11 protein-coding genes are annotated in these 12,603 nt (G+C 62.2%); 2 read left to right on the top strand and 9 right to left on the bottom strand.

The genetic code is table 11. The annotated features are described in order from the left end of the window. Positions 1-39: 39 nt before the first annotated feature. Entirely contained in the window at positions 40-432 is a 393-nt protein-coding gene (locus ACG873_RS08015) for a GFA family protein (protein ID WP_394891242.1), read from the bottom strand. Between the two features lie 618 nt (positions 433-1,050). Here ACG873_RS08015 and ACG873_RS08010 point away from each other — a divergent pair. After that, the gene (locus tag ACG873_RS08010) at positions 1,051-1,368 is read left to right on the top strand and encodes a hypothetical protein (RefSeq protein ID WP_394891241.1); all 318 of its coding nucleotides are present in this window, start codon (positions 1,051-1,053) and stop codon (positions 1,366-1,368) included. An 18-nt stretch (positions 1,369-1,386) separates the two neighbouring features. Here ACG873_RS08010 and ACG873_RS08005 read toward each other — a convergent pair whose 3' ends face one another. From ACG873_RS08005 to ACG873_RS07980, 6 genes are all read right to left on the bottom strand, one after another. Then, a complete protein-coding gene (locus tag ACG873_RS08005; protein ID WP_394891240.1) occupies positions 1,387-1,881 on the bottom strand; it encodes a hypothetical protein in 495 nt (164 codons plus the stop codon). Positions 1,882-1,942: 61 nt separating this feature from the next. Further along, complete coding sequence (locus tag ACG873_RS08000; protein WP_394891239.1) at positions 1,943-2,968, bottom strand: hypothetical protein; 1,026 nt, start codon at positions 2,966-2,968, stop codon at positions 1,943-1,945. A gap of 219 nt (positions 2,969-3,187) precedes the next feature. Beyond that, complete coding sequence (locus ACG873_RS07995; protein WP_394891238.1) at positions 3,188-3,979, bottom strand: TfuA-like protein; 792 nt, start codon at positions 3,977-3,979, stop codon at positions 3,188-3,190. Positions 3,980-3,982: 3 nt separating this feature from the next. Beyond that, positions 3,983-5,197 carry a YcaO-like family protein gene (locus ACG873_RS07990; protein WP_394891237.1) on the bottom strand — a complete coding sequence of 405 codons (1,215 nt, stop codon included), beginning with the start codon at positions 5,195-5,197 and terminating at the stop codon, positions 3,983-3,985. Beyond that, positions 5,194-8,238, bottom strand: a complete 3,045-nt coding sequence (locus ACG873_RS07985) for an ATP-binding protein (protein WP_394891236.1) — start codon at positions 8,236-8,238, stop codon at positions 5,194-5,196. The genes ACG873_RS07990 and ACG873_RS07985 overlap by 4 nt, the downstream gene beginning before the upstream one ends. Before the next feature lie 303 nt (positions 8,239-8,541). Then, positions 8,542-9,168, bottom strand: coding sequence for a class I SAM-dependent methyltransferase (locus ACG873_RS07980; RefSeq protein WP_394891235.1), 627 nt, complete (start codon positions 9,166-9,168; stop codon positions 8,542-8,544). A gap of 265 nt (positions 9,169-9,433) precedes the next feature. Between ACG873_RS07980 and ACG873_RS07975 the strand changes: the two genes are divergently transcribed. Continuing rightward, positions 9,434-10,186 (top strand): Crp/Fnr family transcriptional regulator, encoded by a 753-nt coding sequence (locus ACG873_RS07975; protein WP_394891234.1) that lies wholly within the window; start codon positions 9,434-9,436, stop codon positions 10,184-10,186. 91 nt (positions 10,187-10,277) lie between these two features. On the opposite strand, the gene ACG873_RS07970 is transcribed toward ACG873_RS07975, so the two are convergent. Next, complete coding sequence (locus ACG873_RS07970; RefSeq protein ID WP_394891233.1) at positions 10,278-11,417, bottom strand: 5-methyltetrahydropteroyltriglutamate--homocysteine S-methyltransferase; 1,140 nt, start codon at positions 11,415-11,417, stop codon at positions 10,278-10,280. 103 nt (positions 11,418-11,520) lie between these two features. Beyond that, positions 11,521-12,549, bottom strand: a complete 1,029-nt coding sequence (locus ACG873_RS07965; RefSeq protein ID WP_394891232.1) for a TRAP transporter substrate-binding protein — start codon at positions 12,547-12,549, stop codon at positions 11,521-11,523. Between the last annotated feature and the right edge of the window lie 54 nt (positions 12,550-12,603).

Genomic DNA, 12,603 nt, shown 5'->3' with positions numbered 1-12,603 from the left:
GTCCGCTGAGCGCCGCTCGAGCCCATCGGAGCGAATGTCCTACTCCTCGAAGCGACCCGTAGCGTCACGATCGCGGTCGTATCGTCTCTTGAGCCGAAACGGCGGCAGCCAGGACTCGCGACGGACGATCCAGCTTTCGTAGGTCGGCATCAGTTGGTCAGGGGCGTCCAGGGAACCCAGGTTCACTTCGATTTCGTCGGCGCTGCGTCCGAAAACGGTCGAGCCGCAGCGGGGACAGAAAAACCGCCCGGCGTAGCCGCGTGTTTCGCCTTCGATCGTCACCGCATCCTTAGGGAATATCGCGGACGCGTGAAAAAGGGCGCCATGATGCTTGCGGCAGTCGAGGCAGTGACAAAGGCCGACCCGGTATGGGGTACCCGACGCCATAATTCGCACGTTGCCGCACAGGCAACCGCCGGTTACTCGGTCCATGCCGCGTCTCCTCCAAAATCAAGCGGTCGGGAATGGCTACGACGAACGGCACTGTCATTGCAATTGCCCGCTGCGGGCGGGACGGGTCGTTCTTCCGTAGCGGGCGACGTGATCATCGCTTCCAGGCAGAGCCTATCAAACGACACTCCTGCAACATCGGAGCGTTTGGGCGGTCGCGCAGCACACAAGGCGCCGCACGATAAAAAGGCCCGCACTTATGGATATGCCCGCAGCCGCTCGCGCTGCATCTCCCGTTGCCGCAACCACTGAGCCACCGCTTTTATGCGTGGCGGCGCCTCGGCGGGCGGGTGCGGCCGAATTGAGGATTGGCTGCTCGTAGATAGCTTCAAGTTTCCCTAGAGAATTCAGATCGCACAGTCGACTATGTGTAGCAAATCGAAAACACCACATACCAGACTGCATCCGGTAAATCTGTGTGGCGATAGAGCTTGGCCAGAAAACGACACATGAGATCACATCCGGCACCGGAAGCCGTCGCAGGCTGCGCTACTCCAAGGAGGGCTTTCCAGCCTCAACCTTTACTTTACAACCTCCGTACCTTGCGGCACTCTCAGGCCTGAGATGCGATGAAGAGAAGCCGCCGTTTCAGAGGAGGGGATGATGGATTTCCGTTTGAAGGCCACCGAAACAACCAAATGGCTGAGAGTTAAAGATTACAACAATAAATCAAAGCCTGAAGAAAAACTTTCCGTGGTCGACAGGCATGGCGACGGAGATGAAGTTACCTTTAGTGTAAACCCTACAACCGGAAGCAAACCGCAAAAGGGCTACGTTCAGGTGGAGGTTGCTCGAAACGTGAGTGAGCAGGGTAAGGAGGATCGCCCTAGCGAGCATTGGGGTAGCCACGACGACGAAATGTCCCCGGAAATAGGGCAGTGCTACCCGATCAACGACGACCATCTTCCCGACCACTGAAAGAGCGTTCCGCTACGGCTACGGCGTTCCTCCACCATATTTGCTCAATCGATTGCCTCGATGAGCGAGTTGCATACTGTTTCCGTAGGTGTTTGGAGCCCGGTTGCCCGGTAGATTTGCCTCAAGCACAAGCGTCTCGGCAAGATCAACGCTCGTGTTTAGCTCCATAAGGCCAAACTTGGCATCTATTCGCCACATCTTGTAACCTGAACCTTCTTCGTATCCACATCCCTTTACTTCTTTTTCTTCTGGTGCTTCGAATATCATAAGTTTAGGGCGATCAAAGCGATAGCATCCACCCTCAAAGGAATAACTGTAAATAGCAGCTATCGTGAGGATTTCTCTACTCATGACTTGACCGCTCTCATCGCGTACCTCTAGTCGGATACGCTTAGTCCCAAACGGAAGGCTGGCAAGGTCTCGATCCTCATTCAGCTTGACCCCGTATAGCACGATCTCATCAGGGATATACTCAGTCGAACCCGGTGCTGCAGGAATATCGTCTGACGTCATGGCGTTTCTCCCTCTGATTGGCCGTGGCGGCCTTAATCCATTATCCGGCACGCGCTTATCCTCACAAAATCTCGCGCCAGGCGAAGTTGTCGATGACGCTGCCGGCAAAGCGGCTCGCGCGGCCGCTCTCGGCGGCCACGATCATCGCCTCCGCCGCCCAGCGAAAGTCGAGGGTTTCCGGCTCAAGCTCTTCCCAAGAGCGAACCAGTATCTCGCCGACGAGATCGCGCGCTTCTTCCAGCGCCGATTTCAGGGCAAAGTGCCGGTTGTCGTTGGCGCCGAGCGAAGCCGAAAGCTGCTCCTCCAGTTCCTCTTCCGAAAGCTCGCTCCTGAGGTCGCGGAAATCGCGCGGATCGAGATCGGAAAGTCCGCGCTCGAAAAGCAGCACCTGGTAGATCTCGACCAGGATATCGAACAGCGCGCCTGCGAAGGGTTTGGAGAGGTCGTGCACCTCGGCGCTGACGTCGCTCATCCGCAGCGAATGGCTGAACAGGCGCACCTGTTTCTCGTCGGAAAGCTCGCCGAAACGGTCGAGCTCGTTGGCGATCAGGAGATTGCCGCGCGTGCGCCGCAGAAGCAGGTCGAGCGCCGTATCGAAGTGCAGGAGGCCGATCAATGCAATGAAGTCGGCGACGGCCTCGTGATACGCGAAGTATTCGTGCGGCGGGTCGATCCGGGGCGCCCCCATCACGCCGAATATGATCAGGTGCCCGATCTCGTGCGCGAGGGCGTCGAAGTTGAGCGCAAAGGGCTGCGGCTCGCCGCGCGCCTCGTCTTCGCCCATCTCCAGAAAACCGTAGCCCGACTGCGCGTTGTCCCAGCGGAGCCGCGGCACGATCTCGAGGCGGTCGTAGGTCGGTCCGAAGAACCAGGGGATCTCACGCCCGAGATAGCTCTCGCAGATGTCGAGCACGCGCCGGACGCAGGCGTAGGCGTGCGCCGCCTCGAATTCCGGCGTGCCGATCGGAATGTTGTCGAAATGACCGTCCGGGCCCGCCTCGGCAGGCGGCCTCAGGGCGCCGGCGTAGGGAGGCAGGTACGGGAACTGGTAGGGCTGTTTATCGACCAGCGGATCGATCACATACATCCGGCGGTCAGCCGGCCCGGGGCCGATCCGGTTGGGCGGGGTGGAGATCCAAATCGTCTCCGGCCGCTCATAGCCCGGGATAAAAGGGGGTTGAGGGAAAACGAGAAAGCGGGTTCCAAGGCGCGAAACCTCGGTCCGCGCGCCAGACTGCCATTGCCCGGTAGCATCCATGCTGGGGCCCCCAACCTCCCCCGTTACAGGGATGGCACGAAGTCTTTCTTAAGTCATTTTGCGGTTGTTCGCAAGAATTGAAGTAATATCGTCATCCCAAAGTCCTGCCGCGTCGAGGTCGTAGGCCCAAGCTTCCGTCAGTCGGAAGGGTGCATTGTCCTGGCCTTTACCAATAAAGTGCGGGCAGCGCGCCAGTGTCCTCAACAGTTCGATCGCGTCTCCACGCTTGCGGTCAAGCGCGCCCGACGGGAGCCAGTGTGCCAGGCGGTCCAGAGCAGGTTCCGATTTATGAGTCAGGGTGGATCGCGCATCGGCCAGCAGGCGGGTATAGCTGCGATCGACGAAGTGCGTGTCGCGCGCCAGGCCTTCGAGCGTTCGCCTCTCCTCGGCCGTCACAATTCCGACGCGCAGCGCGCGGCGCAGGGTGAGGCGGATGTTGATGAGCGCATCGCTCAGCGGCGCTGCGCCGAGCTCCGGAGGACACATCGCCACCGCAACCTCGTCGTCGTCCGCGAGCGGCGTCAGCGCGTACCACCGATAGATGTATCCGTGGCCTCGCATCCCGAAGGCCGCCAGCTCGGCCGCCCGGAGCGCGCCCATGCTTGCGGCCCCGAATACGCGGATGCCTTTCGCAAGCGCCCAGAGGATCTCCTTGTGACGCACCGCTGGCACCTTTCCGAACGAGCCGTCGATCAGGACGATCGCCCGCGGCAGATATGTCCGAACCGCACGCACGACCGAGCCCTGCTCGGCGGGTGGCAGATAGGTGGCATCGAGAAACCCGGAAGCTTCAGTATGCGATAGCGTAGGTCCGAGGAAAACGACCACCTCCCTTGGCATCGCTTATTCTCCGATGAGATCCCGGAGCGGCGGGACTACGAGGCGGACAATTTCCAGGTTCGGATCTTCGCCACTGTAGAGCGGCACGACCAGAACCGCCTGCCCGCCGGCACCCTTGAGCGCATCGAGGACGGTTTTCAGTGCGGCGTCCCCCGAGGCTGGTCCGTCGCGATCGACAGGAAGCGCGACGGTTCCGCTTTGCGACAGGAAGGCATGCCGGCGCGCATCCAGATCCTTTCGGTCGTAACTCTCGGGGTAGGCCGCGCGGGTAATGTCCTCGCGAGCCCCCGCTAGCGCGGTGACCCGCGCCTGTGCAGCCTCCATGAGGGCTCTTGCCAAAGCGCCGTCATAAGTGAAATCGCAGGCAAACCCCTCACCCGGCATCGGCGCGATTTCCCGATGGGCTTCCGTCTCCATGACCTGGCAGCGGAAGACGGGCAGATGGTGATCGCCCGGGACCAGCCAGATGCCCGCGGCCAGATCCGCGGCCTCGAGGCTGGCCAAAATCCTCGACGAAAGCGGGCCGCCGACGCGAGCCGGATCGATCCGAAGCTCCGGATAGGAGCGCGGATATCGCCGCGCCCCCGCGACGCTTGCCCGTTCCAGCACTTCGAGCGCCGCATGAATGATGGCGGCAAGCATTGTGGGGCCGGCAGCGAGTCCCCTTGTCGAGCGTGGAAACGCTATGGGGTGCGGCGAGGGAAGCGTGTAGATCGTATCGACCAGGGCGACGGGAACGGGCAGCACCCGCGCCGTGAGGAGGTCGTAGCCGTCCGTCCAGCCGAGTCGCAGTTGATCCCAACCAGCGTCGAAGCCGTGCACGCGGCAGCCGGCATAGAGATTGCGTATCTCATCCCCCAGGTCGCGCGCGCTTGCGACCTTGATGCGCTCCGGTGCAATTCGTTCCGCCGCCCAGCATTCGAGCGTTTCCATCAGGGCCGATGCCGCCGCCTCTATGACGTTTACACCCTTGCCCTGGGAGACGGCGTTGGAAAGGGACAGCGGCCGCACCGCCTGGGCGACCGCGACGCCGGCGCGATCGAGCCGGGTCAGCGACCCGATCCGCGTTATCCCGAAACGCCGCCGCGCCGAAAAAAGCGCCCGGACGAGTTCTTCGGTGGCTTGAGGCTCCCGGCCCCGGAAATCGCGGCAAGCGGAAAGTTCACGGTCGAGTTGTATGCCCAGTTCAGCTGCAGTTGCTGCATGCGTCCCGTTCATGCGTCGGGGGCCTGGGCTTGAAGTCCGAGCCGCTCCAGTTCCTGGCGGACACGGGAAACAAGCGCCACGGCGTGCTGGTCGGCGCCGACCTCGAGCGCGCGGCGAAGATCCATAGCGATTGCCTCTTCCGACTCATGGCGGGCATGGCGAAGAAGGGCCCGCTGGCGAAGCAGCTCCGCCAGCCAGAACACCTGGCCGCTGCGGGTCGAGGCCGCGATTGCGCCGTCCAGGATCGACAGGGCCTCATCGTTGCGTCCGGCGCGAACGAACAGCTCCGCGCGCATACCTTCATAGATGGGCGCCCCCTCGTAGGTGGCTATCTCGCGCTGGCGCGCCAGCCCGGCTTCGAATTGCGACAAGCCGGCTGCCGCGTTCCCGTTCAGGCCATGGGCCCAGGCGCGAAAGAGCGCCGCCTTGGTGAGCACGCCCGGCATGGCCTGCGCGAGTTCAGAAATCCTGTCGGCCACCGCGATCACGCCTGCATAATCATTCCGATAGCGTTTCAGCTCGATCTCGAACTCCAGCGCATGAAGCACGCTGTTCAGATGGTTGATGTGCTCGGCCCACTGCTTTGCCGCATCGATGCTTTCCGACGAACCGGCGTCGTCGCCCATGAACCAGAGAGAGAAGGCACGTTCGCCCAAGCCGCAGACCTTCGCGTCGTGGCCGCCGTAGCGACCGCGGCTAAATCGCGCGCGGCTCTCGTCGTAAAGCTTGAGTCCGTCCTCGACGCATTTCAGGCAGTGCGCGTGCAGCCCGGCATCTTCGTTCGTCGCCCATGCGCAATGGAGCGACTGGAGCCGGACCTCCGGATCGGCCGAGCCTTCAAGGTCGCGCACAAGGATGTCGGACCTTGCGCGCTGCGTCTCGTAATCGGGAGCGGTGAACCACCAACCCCAATAAAGCGGGAACCATTTTGCCCGATCCTGATCCACCCGTTCGGCGCACAGCGACACCCCCCGTTCATAGATCGAGCGCGCTTGCTCACCCCCTCTCCCGAAAAGCGCCGCAGCAACCGGTCCGCGGATTGTGAGGAGGCGAAGCAGCAGATCGTTCGCGTCGCCACTCTCGTCAGCCTGAGCGAGTTGCTTCTCGGCGAAATCCAGCAGGCGATCCGCCTCGTGCATGGCCGAACGGACACCGCAAGCCTCCGCCGCCCGAATTGCGTGGCGCGCTGCTTCGAGCGGCTGGCCAGCCTGATCGAAGTGCCAAGCCATGGTTTCGTCGGGTAGAGACGAAACTGACCCCGTCTGGACGAGGCGGACGATGCGTCCGTGGATCTCCCGCCGTTCGGATTTGAGGAGACTGTCGTACGCCGCCTCCTGAATGAGGACGTGACGAAATCGAATCGTCGCGCCTGCGGAAATGCGGCGCAGGATTCCGGCCTGGACAAGCCTCTCGATCACCTCGTCCAGAGGAACGGGAAGCGGCTCAGGCTCCAGCAGGGCGACCAGAAGCTTCCGTCCGAACTCCCGCCCGAGAACGCTGGCGATCTGCGCCACGCGCCTCAATTGCCCCAAGCCTGCAAGGCGGGCCGCGATAAGGTCCTGCAGGTTGATGACGTGGCCTTCGCGAAGCAGACCTTCCCATCCCGGGCGATCCTGAACGCTTCCGGTTGCGCGCTCCCTGAGCAGCAGCGCGAGCTGTTCGGCAAAGAGCGGAACACCGTCGCTCTTCTCGTAGACAAACGCGGCAAGCCCATCAGGAGGCGCAACCTCCCAGATTCGGGCGAGCAACTCCGATGTCGCTTGAGCGGTCAGGCCGGACAATGCCATGGCCAGCACGTTCGGATCGCCAAGGTATTCGAGGTCGATGGGATCGCGCGACGTCGCGATGGCAAGAACCGGTCTCGATTCGATCCACTCAGGCAGGCGTGCGACCAACGCCGTTGTGAGCGTGTCAGCCCAGTGCAGATCCTCAATCACCATGAGGACGGGTCCTGATGCTGATGAAGAAGTCACCACGGCCAGCACGGCCTCGACCGCGCGCGCTCGAATTTCCTCGTCCGAGAGGTCGACTTGCCAGGATTCGCCTGGCAATCCTTGCGCTTTTCCGGCCAGCAGGAATGCGACGATCTCAGCGTTCAGCTCGCCAACTCCGAGCGATTCCAGAAAGCGAATGACGGCCTCCCGATCCGGCTCGACGTCATTGGCCGCCTTGGCGGCGGCCTGCCTGATCGGCTCCAGAAACGGATGCAACGGGTCCGTATTGCCGCGGGGCTGACATTGAAACACGAGGATGTCCGCACCTTCTCCAGCGAGGTTGCGGCGAAATTCCGTGACCAATCGCGATTTCCCGATTCCCGGGTCGCCTCGCAGAAAAACGAGTTGCCCGTTGCCGCTTGTGGCTCGGGTCCAGCGGCGTCGACACAACTCGAGCTCGTCGTCCCGTCCGACCAAAGGAGCCGAGACGCGACGATATGTCGTGAAGCGATCCGATTGCTGCCGGCGGGCCATCGGCCGCCACAGCCGAACCGGCTCGCCGAAGCCCTTCAGCTCCCTCACACCGATCTCCTCAAACTCGAATGCGCCGCTGGTCAGGCGATACGTGGCTTCCGCCACTGCGACGCTGTTCGGTTCTGCCTCGGACTGGATGCGAGCGGCGAGCGTTGGGGCAATTCCAATAACCTCGGCGCCGCTGCCAGGAAGCGTTGTATTCGAGCGATCGGCGACCACGACGAGGCCAGTGGCAACGCCCACCCTGACCTTCAGGCCCGTTCCAAGTTCTTGCGCCATCCGCTGACATCGCGCGACCATCTCGAGCGCCGACGTAACCGCACATTCGGCAGCATCCTCGCTTGACTCCGGGAATCCGAAGTAAGCGCAGCCGCCATCGCCCTGAACACGCTCCAGGTAACCGTTGTTGCCGCTTATCAAGACGGCAGCCTCGTTGTGAAGCCTCCGCTGCAGTGTGCCAAACTCTTCGGGACCGAGTTGTTGCAGCAACGCTGTGGATCCAACAATGTCGTAAAAAAGCGCGGTTACCTGCCTGCGTTCTCCCGAAAGCGCGCCAGTCTGAAGTTGTTGTCCGTTGGTAGACATCAAATAGCCCGCACTCTAACGGCGCCACGCTGTGTTCCAAGATGATGTTATCGAAGCTTAACCTCCACGGCGAGCATTAAGGTCGAGCATCCGCCATCGGCGGCGCACTCTATCATCCAGTGGTGGCCGGCCATATCCATGCCGGCGCCCGGTGGCCGTGCTGGAAGGCTGGACTCCGATATGCGGGTGGTGTCTCAGTTGAATTTCGGCTCTCGACCCGAACCGGAAATTCGATCTACCCTCGCTTGGTGCCACATGCGGACGTGCACACCGCCTCCATCCGGGCCTCGAACTCTGTGTGCGTCATGCCCGACTCGCCCGAACGCTCAGCCACCGATCATCGGGCTTTCCGATGCACCGACGTACCTCGCTGACGATCCAGCCGGCGTCTGTGAGTGCAGACCGAAGGGCAGACTCGCGCCAGTACGTTTCGACGTAGTGCCGAGGCGCTGCAGCGCTGCCGTGTGTGGACACATCGTCGCCATCGCCCTCTCTAACCGAAGCGTGCAGGCGGCCACCGGTCCGGGTCGCCTCGGCAAGCCGTCCAAGCACCGTGCCGAAATCGTCGCGCGCGACGTGTATCAGGCAGGCACAGGCCCAGATCCCGTCGTAAGGCGTGCCGGGACGCTGCGGGTCGGCCAGGTCTTCGGTCAGTGGGTCCAACAGGTCGGCCTCGAAGCCACTCTCGCGAAGCAGTTCGACGAAACCCTTCGAAATGTCGGTGCGCCGCACGCTAATCCCCCGCTTCTCAAGCTCAAGTGCATCTCGCCCGCCACCGCTTCCGATCTCCAGCACCCTGCCCGAGCCACCCAGCTCGGTCACGAACGCATCGATCTCTGTCGCAACCCATTCGGGCATCGCCGCGGCCTCGGCAGCGTACTCCGCCGCTACCGTATCATAGGACTGCACGGTGTCGCGGTCGGTGCTCATCCTAGCGCTCCTCCTTCGAGACAAGAGGCCCGATGAGCGAGAGGCCCATCAGCCCATTGCGCCCTCACACTTTCGGCAGTTGGTGACATCGCGGGCGATTTACTTCCCAGCCATAGCAGAAATTCGATCTGAGACACTACCGATATGCGCCTCTGCTTGCCAGGTGCGGCCGAAAGGTCTAATGTTCATGGATCGTTCGCACATTACACGGGCGCGAACGGCTGGGAGACGGGAGCTCTTGCCCCAACAAAAAGGGGGAGAGCCAGTGTTGCATTCCACAAAACCCCAATACAAGAACAGGCTTCTCAACCGCCTCGATCGGCAGGATTCCGCCTTGCTGTCGCCCCATCTGGAGCGCGTCAAGCTTGGGATACGCGACCGCCTCGAAGAGCATGGCACGCCGATAAAGTTCGTGTATTTCATCGAGGAAGGTATCGGCTCAATTGTAGCCAGGATCGGGAATGGCCGCGACACCGAAGTGGGCGTGCTCGGCTACGAAGGCATGACGGGAACGGCGGCGGTCCTGGGCGACAATCTGACTGCGCACGATTGCTTCGTCCAGGTGGCCGGCGAAGCGATGCGCATTCCGTCAGACCCTTTCCGGGACGCGCTTGAGCAAAGTCCCACGCTGCGGCTGTTTCTTCTGCGCTATGTCGAATGCCTCATGGTTCAGGCCAGCTACACCGCTATCGTGAACGTCCGGATGACTCTGGAACAGCGCCTGGCCCGGTGGCTGTTGATGTGCGACGACCGCGTCGGCGGCAAAATCAAGCTCACGCACGAGTTCCTGTCGATCATGCTCGGCGTCCGGCGACCAGGAGTCACCGTGGCTATCCAGATACTGGAAGGCAAGGGGTTCATCCGGGCCATGCGCGGCGAAATCGTCATCCGGGAGCGCCAAGGACTGATAGACCTGGCTGACGGCGGCTATGGCGTGCCGGAAGCCGAGTATGAACGGCTGATCGGCAGCATCTCCCCGACAAGCGAAAAGTCGACCTACCTCGCGCGGCCGGCCTGAGCTTCGCCGCAACCGGACGAAAGCACCTGACGAGAACCCGGCGTCCAAGCCCTACCGACCGCCCGCCGCGCACGCAAAAATCCTTACTCCGTCAAACTCCGCCCCAGACCGCCTCCGCGGTTCTCACCACGAGGTCGAGTTTGCGCCTCTGGTCGTCTTCGGTGATGGCGTTGCCTTCCTCGGTCGACGCGAAGCCGCATTGCGGGGCTATTCCGAGCTGGTCGATGTCCGCGTACCTGGACGCCGCCTCGAACCTGCGCTTCAGATCGTCCAAATCCTCGAGTTCTGCTGTCTTGGTTGTGATGAAGCCCGGCATGACCCGCTTCTTGCCTTTCGGCAGCAGCCGCAGCGGCTCCAGGCCTCCTGCCCGCTCCGAATCGTACTCCATGAAATAGATATCGACGCCGGTCTGGTTGAACACGGCGTCCGCTGCCGGATCGTAGGCACCCTCGGCGACCCAGGTGGATTTGAAGTTGCCGCGGCACATATGCATGCCGATGACCATGTCGGCTGGCCGGTCGGCGATGGCGTCGTGCATCATCCTGGCATACCGGCCGATCAGCCAGTCCGGATCCTCGCCCCGCGCCTTGCGTTCCGCGCGGATCTTGGGGTCGCAAAGATAGGCGAAGAAGATGTCGTCCATCTGGAGATAGCGGCAGCCGGCGTCGTAGAACGCCTGCACCGCCTTCCTGTAGGTCGCGGTGATATCGGCAAAGTAGGTGTCGGAATCGTGCTTGTATTCGGCGACATGGATGTCGTCGTCGGCAATGCGGAAATGGACGGCGCTCGGCCCCGGGATCGAAATCTTCGGGGTGACGTTGGTGTGCGCCTTCACGAACTTGAAATGCTCCAGCATCGGATGGTCATCGGGAAAGCCGAGCCGGCCGTTGATCACGGGAACATCCGCCTTGGTGGCCGTGCCGTGGAACTGAATGCCGCCGCCTTCGCGCTGGATGATGTCGAGCCCATCCAGCATGCCCATGAAATCGAAGTGCCACCAGGCGCGGCGGAACTCGCCGTCGGTCACCGCCTTGAGGCCGGCCTGCTCCTGCATCCGGATCACGTCGATGATGGCCTTGTCCTCGACTTCCTTCAGCTCCTCCGCGGAAATGGTTTTGTCGTCGAAATGAGCCTTGCGGGCCTTCTTGACGGAATCTGGCCGCAGGAAACTTCCGACTATGTCCGCGCGAAATGGCGGCCTGGGCGTTGCAGTGACGGTGGTTTCAGCCATGACGATCTCCTCCGGATGGTTCTAAATGTGCCCGAACGGCTCGGCCTGCGGGCGATCGGGGACGCCGGAGCACCCCCGATCGTCATAGGTTTTACAAGCGGTGCTACATCCCCGATTCGGCCGCGATCAGCGCCTTGGCTTTCTCGTAGAGAGCCTTGCCGTCGACCCCGGCAGCCTGCATGTCGGTGAACCACTGGTCGATGGTGGGCTGCGCAGCGGCTTTCCAGCGCTCCGTTTCAGCCTCGTCCAGGGTGACGACATTGTTGCCAAGATCGGTCGCGATCTTGAGGCCGCGCACGTCGCCTTCGTCCATCGCCTTGCCGAAGGCGCGGGCGACTTCAACGCCTGAATTGGCGTCGATGACAGCCTTGAGGTCATCGGGCAGCGCGTCGTAGGCGCCCTGGTTCATGACGATCGCGAATGTCTGGGTGTAGAGCCCGTTATCGCCCGAAAAGCCGGTGTGGTTCTTGACCAGTTCGGCGACTTTCAGGGCGGGGGTCACCTCCCAGGGAATGGTCGTGCCGTTGATGACGCCCTTGGAGAGGGCTTCGGTGACCTGCGGCACCGGCATGCCGACGGGCTCGGCCCCGAGACGCGCCAGCATGTCGGATATGACGCGCGAACCGCCGCGGATCTTCATGCCCTTCAGATCTTCAAGTTTGGTGACCGGGGTAGCGGTGTGGAACAGGCCGGGGCCATGGGTGTGCACGGCGATCAGATGCACGCCGGCAAACTCGTCCATGGCGTTTTCCTGGACATATTTCTGGAACGCGACCGAGCTGGCCTCGCCGGTGGTGACGAGGAAGGGCAATTCGAAGACTTCGGACTTCGGGAAACGTCCAGGCGTATAGCCCAGAACCGTCCAGATGACGTCGACGACGCCGTCCTTCGCCTGGTCGAACAGCGACGGCGGCGTGCCGCCGAGCTGCATGGCGGGGTAGAGCTCGAATTTGAGCCGGCCGCCCGACTGTTCTTCGACGGCCTTGGCCCAGGGGGTAATCGCCTTGGCGGGAATGGTCGCCTGCGCCGGCAGCATCTGGTGGACGCGCAGCGTCACATCCTGTGCGAGCGCTGCGCCCGAGAAAACCACGGCAGCAAGCGCGCTGCCGAGCATCATGCCTAGCTTGTTCATAATTTCTCTCCCTTTCTTGCACGCTTCCCGTGCTTTGCCCGGTTGAACTCGAGG

Origin of the sequence: Allomesorhizobium aridi, from assembly GCF_043769475.1 — a bacterium.
Lineage (GTDB): Bacteria > Pseudomonadota > Alphaproteobacteria > Rhizobiales > Rhizobiaceae > Allomesorhizobium.
This window is presented reverse-complemented; position numbering and strand designations above follow the sequence as displayed.